15 protein-coding genes are annotated in these 17,488 nt (G+C 35.0%); 9 read left to right on the top strand and 6 right to left on the bottom strand.

Annotated elements, in window-relative coordinates; translation table 11 throughout:
* Positions 1-6 precede the first annotated feature (6 nt).
* From WBG07_RS11145 to hemA, 3 genes are read right to left on the bottom strand one after another with little or no spacing between them, the layout of a single operon-like run.
* Positions 7-663: a uroporphyrinogen-III synthase gene (locus tag WBG07_RS11145; RefSeq protein WP_340201338.1), complete on the bottom strand. Its 657-nt coding sequence runs from the start codon at positions 661-663 to the stop codon at positions 7-9.
* The gene (gene hemC, locus WBG07_RS11150) at positions 660-1,574 is read right to left on the bottom strand and encodes a hydroxymethylbilane synthase (RefSeq protein ID WP_340201340.1); all 915 of its coding nucleotides are present in this window, start codon (positions 1,572-1,574) and stop codon (positions 660-662) included. The genes WBG07_RS11145 and hemC overlap by 4 nt, the downstream gene beginning before the upstream one ends.
* On the bottom strand, positions 1,571-2,827 hold the full coding sequence (gene hemA, locus WBG07_RS11155; protein WP_340201343.1) for a glutamyl-tRNA reductase: 1,257 nt from the start codon (positions 2,825-2,827) through the stop codon (positions 1,571-1,573). The genes hemC and hemA overlap by 4 nt, the downstream gene beginning before the upstream one ends.
* A 200-nt stretch (positions 2,828-3,027) precedes the next feature.
* Between hemA and WBG07_RS11160 the strand changes: the two genes are divergently transcribed.
* From WBG07_RS11160 to WBG07_RS11200, 9 genes are all read left to right on the top strand, one after another.
* Positions 3,028-3,924 carry an AraC family transcriptional regulator gene (locus tag WBG07_RS11160; RefSeq protein WP_340201345.1) on the top strand — a complete coding sequence of 299 codons (897 nt, stop codon included), beginning with the start codon at positions 3,028-3,030 and terminating at the stop codon, positions 3,922-3,924.
* A 200-nt stretch (positions 3,925-4,124) separates the two neighbouring features.
* Entirely contained in the window at positions 4,125-5,150 is a 1,026-nt protein-coding gene (gene hemH / locus WBG07_RS11165) for a ferrochelatase (protein WP_413788823.1), read from the top strand.
* Positions 5,151-5,395: 245 nt separating this feature from the next.
* Positions 5,396-6,757, top strand: a complete 1,362-nt coding sequence (locus tag WBG07_RS11170) for an MATE family efflux transporter (protein ID WP_340201347.1) — start codon at positions 5,396-5,398, stop codon at positions 6,755-6,757.
* Positions 6,758-6,831: 74 nt separating this feature from the next.
* On the top strand, positions 6,832-9,969 hold the full coding sequence (locus WBG07_RS11175) for a VPS10 domain-containing protein (RefSeq protein ID WP_340201348.1): 3,138 nt from the start codon (positions 6,832-6,834) through the stop codon (positions 9,967-9,969).
* A gap of 11 nt (positions 9,970-9,980) precedes the next feature.
* Positions 9,981-10,532 carry a CopD family protein gene (locus WBG07_RS11180; RefSeq protein WP_340201349.1) on the top strand — a complete coding sequence of 184 codons (552 nt, stop codon included), beginning with the start codon at positions 9,981-9,983 and terminating at the stop codon, positions 10,530-10,532.
* Between the two features lie 101 nt (positions 10,533-10,633).
* Complete coding sequence (locus tag WBG07_RS11185; RefSeq protein WP_340201677.1) at positions 10,634-12,046, top strand: sensor histidine kinase; 1,413 nt, start codon at positions 10,634-10,636, stop codon at positions 12,044-12,046.
* A gap of 3 nt (positions 12,047-12,049) precedes the next feature.
* The gene (locus WBG07_RS11190; protein ID WP_340201350.1) at positions 12,050-12,832 is read left to right on the top strand and encodes an enoyl-CoA hydratase/isomerase family protein; all 783 of its coding nucleotides are present in this window, start codon (positions 12,050-12,052) and stop codon (positions 12,830-12,832) included.
* Positions 12,833-12,909: 77 nt separating this feature from the next.
* Positions 12,910-14,463 carry a hypothetical protein gene (locus WBG07_RS11195; protein ID WP_340201351.1) on the top strand — a complete coding sequence of 518 codons (1,554 nt, stop codon included), beginning with the start codon at positions 12,910-12,912 and terminating at the stop codon, positions 14,461-14,463.
* Between the two features lie 65 nt (positions 14,464-14,528).
* Positions 14,529-15,602: a PA0069 family radical SAM protein gene (locus WBG07_RS11200; RefSeq protein ID WP_340201353.1), complete on the top strand. Its 1,074-nt coding sequence runs from the start codon at positions 14,529-14,531 to the stop codon at positions 15,600-15,602.
* Here the strand turns inward: WBG07_RS11200 and WBG07_RS11205 are convergent.
* The 3 genes from WBG07_RS11205 to WBG07_RS11215 are packed head-to-tail and all read right to left on the bottom strand — an operon-like array spanning position 15,594 to position 17,441.
* On the bottom strand, positions 15,594-16,040 hold the full coding sequence (locus WBG07_RS11205) for an arsenate-mycothiol transferase ArsC (protein WP_340201354.1): 447 nt from the start codon (positions 16,038-16,040) through the stop codon (positions 15,594-15,596). The genes WBG07_RS11200 and WBG07_RS11205 overlap by 9 nt on opposite strands.
* A 10-nt stretch (positions 16,041-16,050) precedes the next feature.
* On the bottom strand, positions 16,051-16,707 hold the full coding sequence (locus WBG07_RS11210) for an HD domain-containing protein (RefSeq protein ID WP_340201355.1): 657 nt from the start codon (positions 16,705-16,707) through the stop codon (positions 16,051-16,053).
* The gene (locus WBG07_RS11215; RefSeq protein WP_340201356.1) at positions 16,707-17,441 is read right to left on the bottom strand and encodes a lysophospholipid acyltransferase family protein; all 735 of its coding nucleotides are present in this window, start codon (positions 17,439-17,441) and stop codon (positions 16,707-16,709) included. Before WBG07_RS11215 ends, WBG07_RS11210 begins: the two co-directional genes overlap by 1 nt.
* Positions 17,442-17,488: the final 47 nt, after the last annotated feature.

Raw genomic sequence — 17,488 nt, forward strand, 5'->3', positions numbered from 1 at the left:
TCTTAATTAATTTATCATTTTTGAATGTTTAATTACTTGTACCAGAACATTTTCTATGGAGGGAATATTTGCGGTTATAATTTTGTTAGTATGTTTTTGAGCCAATGTTGCCGTTGTATGACCAATACAAAAAGCAATGGTGTTGGAAAGAGCGTTGAGTTGCACATAACTTTCTACAGCACTGGGGCTAAAGAAAAGAACTCCGTTATACCTACTATCCATTTTTTTGGGTGTTAAAAAAGTATTATAAGTAATAATTTCTTTTAAAGCTATATTTTTGGCTTTAAGCGTGTTTGGTAAGATGTCTCTTCTTTTTGCACCACAAAAAAAGGTAAATGATTTTTCTGCGTATTCTTTTACAAGAATGCTTGAAAGATTTTCTGCATCATTTGCAAATGCAATTACTTGTAGGTTTTGGGATTCTGCAAAAGCTTTTGTTTTGGTTCCCACGCAAAAACAATTTTGTATTTCTATTTTATGATCAAGTACAATTTTTAAAGCATTCATACTTGTAAAAATTGCATTTTGAATAATTAGTGGCGAATTAAATGGTATTGCTTTAATTTGAATAAAGTTGGTGTGTACAAAAGAGACATCGGCGTTCAATAATAGTTGTTGCTGTGCAGCGCTAAGTATTTTTGTAGAAAGTACTCGAAAACTCATTTGAGTTGCTGCTTAATTTGTTCCATAATATTGGCTCCACCTTGATTCAGAATCTTTTTCGCCCAATATTCACCATGGCCTTTTGCTTCATTTAACGGAATAGTTTCATTACATTCAATCTTCTCCTTTCCATCTAGAGAGAATACGGCACCTTTAAAGTGCAAATCGTTCTTTACAATTGTTGCTAAAGCTCCAATGGGGGCAGTACATCCTCCTTCAAGTGTTCTAAGAAAATTACGTTCAATACGTACAGCGATTTCCGTTGGTAAATGATTTAGTTTTGCCAGCGCCTCTTTACAATAAGAATCTTGTTCTTTTACCACCACTAACATGGCTCCTTGGGCTGGTGCTGGAACCATCCAATCTAATACCAAATGATTTTTGGGAGTAAGGTGAATTCTTTCTAAACCAGCTTTAGCAAAAATGGCTCCGTTCCAGTTGTTATCTTCCAGTTTTTTAAGTCGGGTATTTACATTTCCTCTAAGATCTGTGATCTGATGATTAGGATATTTATGAAGCCATTGTGCTTTTCTTCTCAAACTCCCAGTAGCTATGAGACCATTTGATTCAAGAAAAGATAAATTTTCGTTATAGACAAGGATATCTTCTGTTGCGGCTCTTTTCAAAACGGCTGCCTGAACAATACCTTTTGGGAGCTGCGTTGGTACATCTTTCATGCTGTGCACAGCAATATCTATATCCCCTTTAATCATGGCAACATCAAGAGTTTTAGTGAAGATACCAGTAATGCCTAATTCATAAAGTGGCTTGTCAAGTACCAGATCTCCCGTAGATTTAACAGCGGTTAATTGGGTATTGTAACCTAGGGCTTCTAATTTATCTTTAACGGTATTTGCCTGCCAAAGCGCTAATTCACTATCTCTGGTGCCTATGCGAATGGTTTTGTTCATTTTTTGAGATCCTCCAGTTTGAATATCTTTTGAATAAGATCAATGCTATCATCAGAATTGTCTACGTGTTCCTTTAAATGATTCGCAAAATGGGTGGTTATTTTTTGAATGATTCGGTTTGAAATTATTTCTGCTTGAGACTCATCGAAATCATTAATTTTTTTTCGTTGGAAATCGATTTCAGCATCTTTCATCGATTTTAGTTTTTTCTTTAGGGCCTGAATGGTTGGAGCAAACTTTCGGGTTTCTAACCAAGTTATAAATTCATTTTTAACTTCCTGTATAATTTCTTCTGCCTGCGGTATAAATTGTTTTCTCTTCTCAAGCGTATTATCAGTTATTTGCGATAATTGGTCCAGATGCACTAAAGTAACATTAGGAAGCTCTTTTACATTTTCATCTACATTTTTGGGTATAGATAAATCGAGAATGAGCAATGGTTTAGTAGAATGAATAAGTTTTTTTGATATCGTAGGATGTTGTGCCCCAGTAGCCACTACTAAAACATCCGTATTTTCTATCTCCGCTGAAAGTTCGCTGTATTCTTTAACCAAGAGATTAAATTTTCCAGCAATTTTTTCTGCTTTTTTCTTGGTGCGGTTTATTAGCGTTATATGGTCATTACGGGTGTGCTTTACAAGGTTTTCGCAAGTATTTCTCCCAATCTTTCCAGTGCCAAAAAGCAGAATGTTTTTTTCAGAGATATAGGGAACTCTGGCCAGAATATATTGTACAGATGCGAAAGCGACCGAAGTTGCACCAGAAGAAAGTTTGGTTTCATTCTTAATTCTTTTACTTGCTTGAATTACGGAATTGCATAAACGTTCTAAGAAAGGATTGGCTAATTGTAATTCTTTTGATTTGGCAAAACCTTGCTTTATCTGGCTAATAATCTCAAAATCTCCTAGAATCTGACTGTCAAGCCCAGTGCCTACTCTGTAAAGATGCTTAATCGCTGCTCTATTTTTATGTACGTAAGCCACTTTTTCAAATTCTTCTACGGTGCCGTGAGAATGTTCACAAAGGAGTCTTATAAGTTGAAAGGGATGTGCTGCAAAGCCATACATTTCAGTACGGTTACAAGTAGATATCAAAATAAGTGAATCAATACCTTCTCTTTTGGCTTGAACCAAAATATGGTGCTTTTGTTCTTGGTTTAGACTAAAACGTCCACGAATGGTTGCGTCTGCCTTTTGATAACTAAGGCCTATCGCATAAAACGTAGCATGTTTAGAGAGGTGGTACCCTTTCATACAAAGATTCAACTGAAATTTGAAGCAAAAATAGAAGGGTGCTGCGCTAAAAAATAACGCTCAAAGGACTTTTTACAACGCTGGAAGTGATTTTAAAGAACACAAGGCTTAAAATAAGGTAAATATACTACATTTGTAGGGTTAATAGGAGTTCTACACTTTTTTGTTTAGAACAATTCTAAATAATAAAAAGAATTTTTATGGAAAGCAATAAGGAAGAAAATAACGCTCAAAGGTCTGTTAAGGAATTGGAGGTTGAAAAAGGATTTATTGTTTTGACAATGCAAAACGAAACCGATATTCATCAACGAATGACACGTGAAATAGATAGCTCATTCATTCAGTTTCACTTTAGTTTAAAAGGTGTTTCTACCTTTAATTTTAATCAGGGAAGATATCAATTAGATGTTCATGAAGATAAGTCGTTGCTGTTGTATAATCCGCAACGTGATTTACCTATAGATATGGATATTGCCCCTAAATCATGGTTAATTTCGGTACTGATTTCCATTCAAAAATTTCATTCTTTATTTTCTAATGAGGCGGGGTATGTAGATTTTTTAAGTACAGATAATAAGGATAAAAAGTATTACCAAGACGGTGTTATTACACCGTCTATGAGTGTTGTGTTACATCAGATTATTAATTTTAATTTACACACATCGGTAGAAAATTTATACACAAAAGGAAAAGTATATGAGCTACTGGGTTTGTATTTTAACAAACCTGAAGATGCAGATATTGAACAATGCCCATTTTTAGTAGATGAAGAAAATGTTTTAAAAATTAGAAAAGCAAAAGATATTATCATTTCACATATGGCAGAACCTCCCGGTTTACAAGAACTGGCGAATCAAGTAGGTCTTAATTTAAAAAAGCTTAAAGTTGGTTTTAAAGAGTTGTATGGTGATTCTGTCTACAGTTTTCTTTTTGATTACAAAATGGAATATGCTCGTAAAATGATGGAGAGTGGTGAGTATAATGTCAATGAAGTTGGGCTAAAAGTTGGTTACAGCACTTCAAGTCATTTTATAGCTGCTTTTAAAAAGAAGTTTGGAACCACTCCAAAAAAATATTTAATGGCTCTTGGGAGTTAGTATTTTTCTATAGTAGCTCCGTTATTAAAAACACTTCTCAAAATTAGAATTTTTTGATATGTTTTGACTTTTCTCAAAATTATGTAAACGTATAATTAAGTAGTATTTTTGAAAAAAAAATTGAAGTGAAACGGACAGCATAAGAGTATTTATTTAAAAATATTTGCTCAAGTCCTTTTTTGCGATTATAAATAGTGAAAATGGGAATTAAAAAAGGAGTGTTATTAGTAAACTTGGGTTCCCCAGATAGTCCGGAACCAAAAGACGTTAAAAAATATCTGGGAGAATTTTTAATGGATGAACGTGTTATTGACCTTCCAGGGTGGCTTCGTACTTTTTTAGTAAAAGGAATTATTCTAAATACGCGTCCAAAAAAATCGGCTAAAGCGTATAAAAAAATCTGGTGGGAAGAAGGTTCTCCGCTGATTGTTCTCTCTGAGCGTTTACAAAATAAAGTGAAGGAAATTACATCTGTGCCCATATCACTAGGTATGCGTTATGGAAAACCTTCTATAGAAAGTGGCTTAAAGGAGCTTCACGAACAAGGTGTTAATGAGGTGTTATTGATTCCATTGTATCCGCAATTTGCGATGGCAACTACTGAAACTATTTTGGTATTGGCAGAAGAAATACGCAAAAAACAATTTCCAGAAATGCAATTTACTTCGGTACCTGCCTTTTATAGTCATCCAGATTATGTAAGGGTGCTTGCCAATTCTATTCAGGAATATTTAAAAGATAAAGAATGGGAATATATCTTATTTTCTTATCACGGAATTCCTGAGCGTCATATTCGGAAAACAGACATTACAAAATCACATTGTAAAATAGATGGCCTATGTTGCAAAACTGCTTCACCTGCACATCAGTTTTGCTACCGCCATCAATGCTATGAAACTACAAGGCAAGTAGCAGCATATTTAGAATTAAAAGAAGGTTCTTATTCAACTTCTTTCCAGTCTCGCCTAGGTTTTGATCCATGGCTACAGCCGTATACGGATAAAACAGTAAATGCTTTTGCAGAGAAAGGGATTAAGAATATGGCAATTGTAACTCCTGCATTTGTTTCTGATTGTCTGGAAACCTTAGAAGAGATTGCAATGGAAGCGAGAGAAGAATTTGAAGAGAGAGGAGGGTCACATTTTCATGTAGTTCCTTGTCTTAACGACGATCCTGCCTGGATAAAGGTTATGGGAAGATGGATAGATGAATGGGCAATGAATTAATTCAAAACCATATTTTAGTTTAGAGGGAACACTAGTGCTGTTAATTTCTTTGGAAAGAGGTCATTTTATTACTCAGATGAGGTGTTTCTAAATGCCTAAAGTCAGATTAATTAAAAACTAAAAATTCCAGTGATTCCCCAATTTTAATGGGCTTTGTTTTTAACTGTCTAAAAATATCTCTTTTTAGAGTAGTTCAATTATTTTGTCTTTTAAACTGTATCTTCGCCAGTATTAAAAATGGTTAAATGGCGAGTGTTTCTTCAGCTGAATTAGGTACCGATTCAATTGGAAAGTTATTGATAAAACAAGCAGTTCCAGCTTCTATTGGAATTCTTGTTATGTCTTTAAATATATTGGTAGATACCATTTTTGTAGGACAATGGATAGGCTCTACAGCCATTGCAGCAATCAATGTGGTGCTTCCGGTTTCTTTTTTTATTGGTGCATTGGGTATGGCAATTGGTATTGGCGGCTCTTCTATTATTTCTAGGGCATTAGGTGCAGACAATCACAATAAAGCCCTTCGTTCATTTGGTAATCAAATTACACTTACATTACTACTTACTATAGGCCTTGTGGCTTTAGGGCTATTTTTTGTAGATACATTAATTCCCGCATTTGGAGGTAAAGGGGCTATTTTTGAATTTGCTAAAATCTATTACATTATTGTTGTTTGTGGAGTTCCATTCCTGGCTTTATGTATGATGGGTAACAACGTAATTCGCGCAGAAGGAAAAGCAAAATTTGCTATGATCGCTATGATTATTCCTTCCATTAGTAACCTGGTGATGGATTACGTTTTTATAAACCTTCTAGACTATGGGATGCATGGTGCAGCCTGGGCAACCTCCATATCTTACTTTTTATGTTTTTCATATGTAGCGTGGTTTTTTCTATCCAAAAATTCCGAATTAAAAATTGGATGGAAGCATTTTGGATTAGACTTATCTATCGTAAAAGAAATTAGCTCTTTAGGTTTTGTAACCTTGTCAAGACAGGCAGTAGTGAGTGTCACTTATTTATTTATGAATAATATTCTGTACGATTTGGGAGGCGAATCATCAGTTACCGTTTATGCTATTATAAGCCGAATGCTTATGTTTGCCTTATTTCCAGTATTAGGGGTTACACAAGGTTTTTTGCCTATTGCAGGATTTAATTATGGTGCAGGAAAATATGTGAGAGTAGAAGAAACAATCAGAACTGCAATGAAGTATTCTATAGGGTTGGGCCTTTTTATTTTCATATTTATAATGATTTTCCCAGAAGGGATCACCAAAATTTTTACAGATAATCCAGAAGTGGTCAGTAGTGCTCCAGGAGCCATGCGATGGGTTTTTGCTGCCACCCCAATAGTAGCGGTACAATTAATTGGCGCGGCTTACTTTCAGGCAATAGGTAAAGCGATTCCCGCCTTATTGCTTACCCTTACTCGTCAAGCACTATTTTTTATTCCACTTATTTTTATGCTCCCTTATTTTTTTGGTGAAATAGGAGTCTGGATTTCTTTTCCAATTTCAGATCTTATGTCAACTATTATTACTGCCCTATATTTACATAGAGAAGTAAAGAGAACCCTGAAAAAAGATGCGCCTCCAGCTTCCTAAAAGGACTTAATTTTTAAGGCGGTTATATTTTTTATTCCTATTTTTAGACATAGCTAACTCAACAAAATTTTATCATGCGTTTTTCCTTCAACAGTGCCTTTCTGGCCGTTTTGTTTTTACTCTTTTTTCAAACGGATGTTATTTCACAACGAAATAAAAAATCGGTTTCTGAACCGCTCTATCCAGAGAAAGTGTACGATGCGTTGCAGTATCGGTTGGTGGGACCTTTTCGTGGAGGTCGCTCTGCAGCGGTTACGGGTGTGCCGGGTAAGCCTAATCTTTTTTATTTTGGAGCAACGGGAGGAGGAGTCTGGAAAACTGAAAATGGTGGACGCAGCTGGGAAAATATTTCTGATGGTTTTTTTGGAGGTTCTGTAGGGGCTATTACAGTTGCTAAAAGTGACCCTAATGTAATCTACGTAGGAGGTGGTGAAGTAACTGTTAGAGGTAATGTATCTTCTGGATATGGTATATGGAAAAGTGATGATGCAGGAAAAACATGGAAAGCTTCCGGCTTGGAAAAATCAAGACATGTACCCAAAATAGCGGTACATCCAAATAATCCGGATATTGTATATGCCGCGGTCTTGGGAGATATCTATAAGGCAAGTAATGAGAGAGGTGTTTACAAAAGTATTGACGGAGGTAAAACTTGGAAAAAAACCTTATTTACAAATACTCAGGCAGGGGCGGTAGATTTGATTCTGGATCCTAATAATCCAAGAATTTTGTATGCAGCTACATGGAGGGTACAGAGAACACCCTATAGTCTCAGTAGTGGTGGAGAAGGATCTGCACTTTGGAAGAGCACAGATAGCGGAGAAACGTGGCAAGAAATTTCAAAGAAAGAAGGTTTCCCAACAGGAACTTTGGGGATTATAGGCGTAACAGTTTCTCCACAGAATTCTGAAAGAGTATGGGCAATTATTGAGAATAAGGATAAAGGAGGCGTTTATCGTAGTGAAGATGGCGGCGATACCTGGAAATTGATCAATAGTGAAAGAAGCTTAAGGCAACGTGCATGGTATTATACCCGTATTTATGCAGATACCGAAGATGAAGATGTAGTGTATGTGGTGAATGTAAGATATCATAAGTCTAAAGACGGAGGTAAGAATTTTAGTATGTACAATGCACCACATGGTGACCATCATGATTTATGGATTGCGCCAGAAGATGCTAAAAGAATGATTATTGCGGATGACGGTGGTGCTCAGGTAAGTTACGATGGTGGAGAAACCTGGAGTACGTATCACAACCAACCCACAGCACAATTTTATCGTGTAACGGTAGATAATCATTTCCCCTATCGTATTTATGTAGCACAACAGGATAACTCAACTATTAGAATCAACCATAGAAGTGACGATGGTTATATTGACGAAGATGACTGGGAAGAAACCGCTGGAGGAGAATCTGCACATATAGCGGTAGATCCTAAGAATAATGATATTGTATACGGAGGAAGTTATGGTGGTTTTCTAACTAGGGTAAATCATAAAACAGGAACCGTAAGAGCAATCAATGTTTGGCCAGATAACCCAATGGGATATGGAGCAGAAGGTATGAAATATCGTTTTCAATGGAACTTTCCCATTATTTTTTCAAGACATAATCCCAATAAATTATATACATTTTCAAATCATGTTCATGTAAGTACAAATGAAGGACAAAGTTGGGAATTAGTAAGCCCCGATCTTACAAGAAATGACCCTGAAAAGCTAAAGTCTTCTGGAGGACCAATTACGCAAGATAATACGGGAGTTGAGTATTATTGTACCATTTTTGCTGCAAATGAAAGTCCCCTAAAAGAAGGTTTATTATGGGTAGGCAGTGATGATGGATTAATTCATATTACTAAAGACGGTGGAAAAAATTGGACTAATGTAACCCCAAAAGGTTTGCCGGAATGGAGCATGATAAACAGCATAGAGCCCTCTGCATTTGATGAAGGCACTTGTTATGTAGCGGCTACAAGATATAAGTTAGGTGATTTTCAACCATATTTATACAAAACAACAAACTACGGTGAGACTTGGACACGTATCAATAAAGGAATTGACAAGGAACATTTTACAAGAGTATTACGTGAAGATGCCAAACAAAAGGGTTTGTTGTATGCAGGTACAGAAACAGGTATGTATGTTTCTTTTAATGATGGAAGTAGTTGGCAAAAATTTCAATTAAACCTACCTATTGTTCCCATAACAGATTTGGTAGTTAAAGATGACAATCTGGTAGTAGCTACGCAAGGAAGAAGTGTATGGATATTGGATGATTTAACTCTTTTAAGACAATTAAATCAGGAGTTAATTAAGAAAGAAATGGTATTGTTTAAACCCAAAGACACCTATAGAACGAAAGGCTGGGTAGGTAAAGCTACTAAAACTGCCGGAGCCAACCATCCAAATGGTGTGATTACCTATTTTTACCTAAAGGACGTTGATATGGAGAAAGATTCCGTTTCTCTGGTTTACAAAGATGTGAACGGCAAAGAAATAAAAATATTTAATAATAAGGCAAAGGAGAAATCAGAACAACTTAAAATTAAAAAAGGAGCCAATGTTTTTGTTTGGGATACTCGCTATAAAGGTGCAGAAAAACTACTGGGAATGATTTTATGGTGGGCAAATCTTAATGGAGCCAAAGCAGTGCCTGGAGCATATGAGGTAACCTTAGATGTGAATGGTAAGAGTAAGACGCAAAAGTTTAACATACTGCCAGATCCAAGAGCAGAGGTAGATGTAACAGGAATGCAAAGCCAGTTTGATTTTGTGAAGGATGTCAATGAAACAGTGGATAGGGCACATCAATCCATTAAAAAAATTAGAAAAATAAATAAACAATTAAAGGCATTCCAAAAACAATATAAAGAGAATGAATCTGTTAAAGAGTTAGTTGAAAAAGCAAAAGAGCTGGAAAAGGAATTTACTAAAATTGAAGAAGCGCTTTACCAAACAAAAAACAGAAGTAACCAAGATCCTTTGAATTTCCCTATAAGGCTTACTAACAAATTAGCACATATCAATAGTTTGGTTACTATAGGTGATTTTCCTCCAACCGACCAGGATATAGCGGTTAAGAATGAGTTGTCTAAGGCTATTGAGGAAAAATTAAATGCTTTTGACAAATTGGTAAGTAATGAAATAAAACAATTTAATGAAGCATTTAACAATGCCAAATTACAATATCTTTTTATTGAGGATAAATAAAATAAAGATGAATGTCTGAGTATTATAACTATATTAAATCTTTACATCTCATTTTTGTGATCACTTGGTTTGCAGGACTATTTTATATGCCCAGATTATTTATTTATCAAATTGAAGCATCACAAAAAGAATCACCAGATCGCGAAATATTAGGTAAACAATTAAAATTAATGGCTAAGAGGTTATGGTTTATCATAACTTGGCCTTCTGCTATTCTTGCTACTTTTTTTGCAATTTGGCTATTGCTCATTCAACCAGCTTGGTTAGATCAGAGTTGGATGCAGGTAAAATTGGTTTTTGTAGGGCTACTTCTTGTGTATCATTTAAAAAGCCATCAAATCTATAAACAACTTCAAGGAGATATCGTCAAGTATACCTCTGGTTTTATGCGTATCTGGAATGAAGGTGCCACCCTTATTCTATTTGCGGTAGTTTTTCTTGCCATCTTAAAGAGTTCAGTGAATTGGATCTTTGGGGTAATAGGTATTTTTGGTTTAGCCATATTATTGATGTTAGGAATAAGGTTGTACAAAAAAATTCGGACTAAAAATCCGGACGCATGAGATCTTTGAAGCAGGTAAAATGGCTTGATTATTGCTGTAATTGCATGAAAATATAGTTTGTGAGTAAAAAATTATCACTTAGAACCCGCATTTTCTTAACCATGATCCTTCTGGTGGTTATTGCTTCTATACTTATTGCAGGAGTAACCATCTATCAATATCGGGAACAATCAAAAGATTATCATAGAGATCGTTTAGAACGAAAAGAAGAGCAAGTAAAAGCAAGTGTAGACTATGTGATTTTGAAAACTACCTATCCAGTAGAAACTTCATATCTGGATCTTATTTTTAAAGATGAAATTTATCAGATTGCAGACGTGCAAAATGTAAATTTCAATATTTATGATCTTGAAGGAAATCTCATTAAAAGTTCTCGTCCTAAGTTTGAAGAAGACAGTATTTCTAGATGTTTAAGTGGAGATGTATTATATGGCCTTTCCATGTCTCCAACCGAGCGGTTCGTAGAGAAGAAAATAGCTGCTGGAGGCCGTTTCCAATCTTCTTATACGTATATAACAGATAAGAGGTTTAAACCTATTGGGATTTTAAATCTCCCCTATTTTGAAGACGATTCTTTTAATGCTATGGAACTTAAAGAATTCCTGATTCGTCTTGGATTGGTTTATCTCTTCATGTTGGTAATTGCTATTTTTCTTGCTTATGTGATTTCAAAGTATATAACAAGATCCTTAAAAACCATTTCTCAGAAAATAGATCAGACCAGACTTAGCCACCGCAATGAAAAAATAATTCTAAAAGGGGCAAGTCAAGAGATTGAAACATTGGTAGGCGCATACAATAGTATGATTGATGAGCTGGAGGAAAGTGCCGTGAAATTAGCACGCAGTGAAAGAGAGCAAGCCTGGAGAGAGATGGCAAAACAAGTAGCTCATGAAATAAAAAATCCTTTAACACCTATGCGATTAAGTGTTCAAAGTTTCCAACGTAAATTTGATCCAGAAGATCCAGATGTAACTAAGAAACTAAATGAGTATACACATACCTTGATTCAACAAATAGATACCATGAGCAATATTGCTTCTGCTTTTTCAAATTTTGCAAAAATGCCGGCACAGCAAAATGAAACGCTTGATGTGGTTAAAGTAGTTAAATTGGCATTAGATATCTTTAGTGAACAATACATTTCTTTTATTGCAGAAGAAGAAAGCATTATAGCGAAGCTTGACCGTACTCAGCTTATACGAGTGGTGACCAATCTGGTCAAAAATGCAACCCAAGCTATAGATGAAAATAAAGAACCCAAAATTGTAGTCTCGGTTGCTACAAAGAATGATACCGTTGAGATTATGGTTGCAGATAATGGTAAGGGAATACTAGAAGAGTTTCGAGATAAAATATTTGAACCAAAGTTTACCACTAAAAGTAGCGGCATGGGGTTAGGTCTTGGAATGGTTAAAAATATTGTGGAAACCTATCAGGGAAGTATTAACTTTACATCACAAACTGGAAAGGGAACTGTTTTTACGGTTACTTTCCCCATAGAAAAAATATAAATCATGAACTTTGAAAACATTCTGATAGCGAAAGAGGGTCATTTAGCTATCATTACCATTAACAGACCCACCAAACTCAATGCACTTAATAAAAATACCATTGAAGAACTCCATAAAGCTATTGATGAGCTTGATAAAAATGTAGATATAAAAGTAATTGTTATTACAGGGAGTGGTGAAAAGGCTTTTGTAGCTGGAGCAGATATTTCTGAATTTTCTGAATTTTCTGTTAAAGAAGGCGGTAAGCTAGCCAGAAAAGGTCAGGAAATGTTGTTTGATTTTATTGAGAATTTAAAAACTCCTGTAATCGCTGCAATTAATGGTTTTGCTTTGGGTGGAGGATTGGAACTAGCAATGGCTTGCCATTTTAGGATCGCTAGTGATAATGCTAAAATGGGCCTGCCAGAAGTCTCTCTAGGTGTAATTCCAGGATATGGAGGAACGCAACGGTTACCTCAATTGGTAGGTAAAGGAAGAGCCATGGAAATGATCATGACAGCAGGAATGATAGATGCAGAAAAAGCACTTTCTTATGGCCTTATAAACCATCTGGTTCTGCAAGAAGAGCTGCTACCCTTGTCTAAAAAAATTGCGGGAAAAATAGGTAACAACTCTTCTGTGGCTATAAGTTATGCAATTGAAGCTGTCAATGCTGGTTTTAAAGCAGGAATAGATGGCTATGATGTAGAGGTAAAAGCCTTTGGAGATTGTTTTGGAACAGCCGACTTCAAGGAAGGAACCACTGCTTTTTTAGAAAAGAGAAAAGCCAACTTCCCAGGGAATTAAAATTTAAAATTGATTTTTACGTTTCATCATAAAGAAGAATGCCCTTTTCTTCTTTTAATCACTTAACCTTTTCAACCATGAGAATCTTATTCTTTTTTTTTACTGTATTCTTTTTTCAATTCCAGATAACTGCACAATCTATAGAAACTTCTTACAAGGCAGGTGAAAGTATGAGTGACCGCTATAAATTTTCTAATATTATAGCAACTGAAAATGATGGGAATGGAGGAGTAGTAATCGTGAGAGCATATTACGGAGGCATGATCATTAGGTTACAAGGCTATTATATTGAACATTATAATGAATCTTTAGAGCTCATTAACAAATACAATTATAAGGCAGATGATGTTGAGATAATGGGTGTTGTTGCAGGCGAAAATGGAATATCAATAATTGAAGTAGGATATAATAAAGAAAGCGGACATTACATTTACTGGGCAAATACTACCAAACTAGATAATTTTCAGTTTAGGAAAAAAGAGCTATTTAGATTTAAAAGGGAGCGAGAAAAAAGAATAAATTTTCTTACCAAATACGAGGTGCCATTTAATGATAAGTTTTATTCTCAGCTTTTGTTTGATAGCAAGAAATCAGTATTTATGATTTCTATTGATAGTAAAATCAAAAGTAGAGACCTTCATAAAGTTTACTTTTTTGATGCGAATCTAAACAACTTATTAGCATATGAACTGAAGGAAGAAACGTTAGACAGACATCTTGTTTTTGAGAATCTAGAGTACAATAAGACAAATAACTCTTTCTATCTGTTGTCTAAAGCATATGAGCAGGGGAAAAGAACCAAAGCTATCTCTTTAAAGTACCGGTATCAACTATTTCGTTTTACCAAAGAGTCACCACCCATTATGCAATACTTTGAAAAGAATGACCTTTTTGCGAGTTCTTTAAAACTCATTGCAGATAAAGAAATCCTTAAATGTGTAGGATTCTATTCAAATTTTAGTGATCGTAAATACAGAGGTTTGGTCTTTGTTGCTTTAGATGCTAATACGCTATCCATAAAAGATCAACTATTTAATCCGTTTTCAGCACAATTTATGACCGATAAATACGGTGCAGAAACAGATAAAGAATTAAAAAATCTAGGCTTTCGGGATCTGCATATACAAGAAGACGGATCTATAATATTTAATGCTGAAGAGGAGTATGTTTCCAGTAAATATAAAAACAATCCAGACGATTCGCGAACGCAAATTTTTATTTACCATTATAATGATATTGTTTGTGCCAAACTAAATGCTAACGGAAAAATGGAATGGGCAAGAAATATTAACAAAGCAGAAAGAACCATGGGAGATGAAGCTTATGTTTCCTATACCTCTGTAGTTAAAGATGGCAATACCTGTTTTTTTGTCAATTCGGGATCTGTGCCTCAACGAATTTCCGGAGAGCGAATTTTATTTAAAAAAGGATATTCTAAGAGTCCTGAGGTTTATATGATTGTGGTAAAAAATAATGGGGACTTAAGTTACAAACAAGTCACAAATAAAAAGGATATTAGGCTTCCAGTAATGGTGAGCAAAGGAGTAGTGGCTCCAAATAATGAATCAGTATTTTTTCTAGCAAGAAGAGGCAATCGTAAGCAACCCATTAGGGTTCCCATAGAGTTTTAGAATTAACTTTTAACGATTCTATTTATTGGATAAATTCCGTATTTTTGGAAAATATCCAATAAAAAATGTCAAACTCAAAACTTATTAAAGGTCGGGGAGCTCAAATTCAAGTGAACAATCGCTTTGATACGTTTACCAACGAACAGCGAAGTGACTTTTTAGAATATTGCAGGTTAGAAGGTGAGGAAGCAATCAAAAGTAAAACTCAGTACTTAGAGGTTTTTCCAAAAACCATTGTAAACAAGGTAGATAGTCCAGATGTAGGTATGGAGTATTCCTTAAACCCATATCAGGGATGTGAGCACGGTTGTATTTATTGCTACGCAAGAAATACTCATGAATATTGGGGATATAATGCAGGACTTGATTTTGAACGAACCATTCTTATTAAGAAAAATGCACCTGCCTTACTAGAAAAAAAATTACAGAGTAAGCGTTGGAAAGCTCGTCCTATAGTACTTTCAGGAAACACGGATTGTTACCAACCCGCAGAGCAAAAATATCGTATTACCAGAGCTTGTTTAGAAGTGTTTTTAAAATATAGGCACCCAGTGGGTATTATCACCAAAAATGCATGGCTACTTAGAGATTTGGATGTATTAAAAGCGCTGGCAGACCATAAGTTGCTAAGAGTAAATATAAGTATTACCTCACTACTTGAAAGTACTAGAATACTTCTAGAGCCAAGAACGGCTAGTATAAAGAAACGACTTAATGCAGTAGAGATACTCTCAGAAAATGGGATTCCTGTTAATGTAATGATAGCTCCTATTATTCCTGGAATCAATAGTCATGAGATACTTTCACTAGCAAAAAAGGCTGCAGAGCTTGGCGCAGTTTCCATTGGTTTTACGGTGGTTAGATTGAATGGAGCTGTTGGTAAGGTTTTTACAGATTGGATTGAAAAAGCAATGCCAGATAGGGCACAGAAAGTGCTACATCAAATTGCCGAATGTCATGGGGGAAGTTTGAATGATAGTAGGTATGGAATAAGAAATAAAGGAGAAGGTAAGATCGCAGAACAAATACATAGTTTAATAGCTTTAGCCAAGCATACTTATTTTAAAGATAAAACAGTTCCTAGAATGAATTGTGATTTACATGAAGGCTACAAAGATAGACAGTTGAAGTTATTTTGAATGGACAAGAAATTGCTCAAAAAATTCATCTACTTTTAGTTGTAATGCAGGAAGAATAATTTTAGGCTCTGTAATATAATCATCAGCAAAAGACCAATACTCAATGCGTTCTTGATATTGTGGAAATGAATTTTTCATCATAGGTTCGTGTTCTTCTCTATCCATAGCAATAACTTTTGCAGGAGCCTCAAAGTCTTCTATATTTGTGATTTCTGGCCATTTAGGAATTGGTATTTCTAATCCTTGTGTTTCCAAATACTTTTTTGTGTGAGGAGAAATAGGACCTTCATTATTTGGAGAAGGTCGTAAACCTTTAGAGTAGGCTCTAATAGTAAGATCTTGAGCACTAGCAAGATGATTAAAATAAAGTTCGGCGAATCTACTTCGGTAATAATTACCAGTACAAAAGAAAAGAATATGATTATTTTTTAGCTGCATAATTTTTAGTTTAAATGGGTTCACCATTCCATTCTCTATAAAATTGCTTTAGATACTCTTCCATAAATTGGTGGCGTTGCTGTGCAATTTGTTTACCCGTTTTAGTATTCATCCGGTCTTTAAGGAGTAGTAATTTTTCGTAAAAGTGGTTAATGGTTGGTGTAGTAGATTTTTTATACTCTTCACGGTTCATATGTAGATTAGGTTTAATATCTGGGTTATAAAGTGAACGATTTTTGAAACCACCGTAATTGAAAGCTCTTGCTACTCCAATGGCACCAATGGCATCTAATCTATCTGCATCTTGAACTATGTCTAGTTCTTTAGAACTAAATTCTTGTTTTTCATTGCCACCCTTAAAAGAAATATGTTTAATAATATTTTCAACATGGGTTATTACGGTTTCTTCTGCCTCTACTGATTCAAGAAAAGTTCGAGCTATCTTAGGGCCAATTGTCTCGTCACCATCGTAAAATTTGGAATCTGCAATATCATGTAGTAAAGCACCTAAACCAACTATTAAGGAATCTGCTTTTTCACCATTTGCAATCAACAAAGCGTTATTGAATACACGTTGCGTATGAAACCAATCATGACCTCCTTCGGCATCTGCCAAAGTCTCCTTTACAAAAACAATGGTTTTTTCAATAAGAGTTGAGTGTTTCATTAAATATGTATAGCATCTTTAATTGTTTTTTCAATATGCTCAAGTAGTTCTTTAGGAGTCTTATCAGCTACTGGAATGGGGGCATGTACTTCAAATTTTACAAATACTCCTATACCCATAGGAAACTTGCCATATTCAAGTAATTTCCAAGAATTGTTAATACTAACAGGCACCACTATAGCGTCTGGAACAAATTCAAAGAGTGTTTTAAGACCGGCAACAGCAAATTTTTTCGGGTTTCCATCTCTACTTCGTGTTCCTTCTGGAAAAATCACAGCTGCTCTCTTTGTTTTATGTATATATTTTGCAAATTCTCTAAGATCTGCAATCGCCTTTGCCCTATCTTTTCTATCGATTAATACAGAGCCTCCATGTCTTAAATTATAGGAAACACTTGGAATTCCTTTTCCCAGTTCTTTTTTACTTATAAATTTTGGATGGTATTTACGCATATGCCATATAATGGCAGGAATGTCATACATACTTTGATGATTGGCAACAATAATTATAGGCTGTCCTGTGGGAATGGGTTCTGAATATTTAAAACTATATCGAGTACCCAAGATATTAGTACAACGCATAATAAAGAAGTTGAGAACATCTACACTTTTTTTATGCGCTTGATAGCCAATTACATTGAAACAAAACCATTGAATTGCATGAAAAATGACTAATAAAAGCCCAAAGGCAATAAAGTATAAGACCGATAATGGATAAGCAACTAATTTTTTCATCTGTCAAAAATATAAAACGCAAACGAGAAATAATTAATCATTTTTTA

Source organism: Ascidiimonas meishanensis, from assembly GCF_037782385.1.
GTDB lineage: Bacteria > Bacteroidota > Bacteroidia > Flavobacteriales > Flavobacteriaceae > Ascidiimonas > Ascidiimonas meishanensis.

Bases quoted from the DNA above. Each gene is read 5' to 3' on its own strand.
- WBG07_RS11185 (WP_340201677.1), top strand. From the start codon at position 10,634: ATGATCCTTCTGGTGGTTATTGCTTCTATACTTATTGCAGGAGTAACC.
- WBG07_RS11195 (WP_340201351.1), top strand. From the start codon at position 12,910: ATGAGAATCTTATTCTTTTTTTTTACTGTATTCTTTTTTCAATTCCAG.
- WBG07_RS11175 (WP_340201348.1), top strand. From the start codon at position 6,832: ATGCGTTTTTCCTTCAACAGTGCCTTTCTGGCCGTTTTGTTTTTACTC.
- hemC (WP_340201340.1), bottom strand. From the start codon at position 1,574: ATGAACAAAACCATTCGCATAGGCACCAGAGATAGTGAATTAGCGCTT.
- WBG07_RS11190 (WP_340201350.1), top strand. From the start codon at position 12,050: ATGAACTTTGAAAACATTCTGATAGCGAAAGAGGGTCATTTAGCTATC.
- WBG07_RS11160 (WP_340201345.1), top strand. From the start codon at position 3,028: ATGGAAAGCAATAAGGAAGAAAATAACGCTCAAAGGTCTGTTAAGGAA.
- WBG07_RS11180 (WP_340201349.1), top strand. From the start codon at position 9,981: ATGTCTGAGTATTATAACTATATTAAATCTTTACATCTCATTTTTGTG.
- WBG07_RS11210 (WP_340201355.1), bottom strand. From the start codon at position 16,707: ATGAAACACTCAACTCTTATTGAAAAAACCATTGTTTTTGTAAAGGAG.
- WBG07_RS11170 (WP_340201347.1), top strand. From the start codon at position 5,396: ATGGCGAGTGTTTCTTCAGCTGAATTAGGTACCGATTCAATTGGAAAG.
- hemA (WP_340201343.1), bottom strand. From the start codon at position 2,827: ATGAAAGGGTACCACCTCTCTAAACATGCTACGTTTTATGCGATAGGC.
- WBG07_RS11215 (WP_340201356.1), bottom strand. From the start codon at position 17,441: ATGAAAAAATTAGTTGCTTATCCATTATCGGTCTTATACTTTATTGCC.
- WBG07_RS11145 (WP_340201338.1), bottom strand. From the start codon at position 663: ATGAGTTTTCGAGTACTTTCTACAAAAATACTTAGCGCTGCACAGCAA.
- WBG07_RS11205 (WP_340201354.1), bottom strand. From the start codon at position 16,040: ATGCAGCTAAAAAATAATCATATTCTTTTCTTTTGTACTGGTAATTAT.
- hemH (WP_413788823.1), top strand. From the start codon at position 4,125: ATGGGAATTAAAAAAGGAGTGTTATTAGTAAACTTGGGTTCCCCAGAT.
- WBG07_RS11200 (WP_340201353.1), top strand. From the start codon at position 14,529: ATGTCAAACTCAAAACTTATTAAAGGTCGGGGAGCTCAAATTCAAGTG.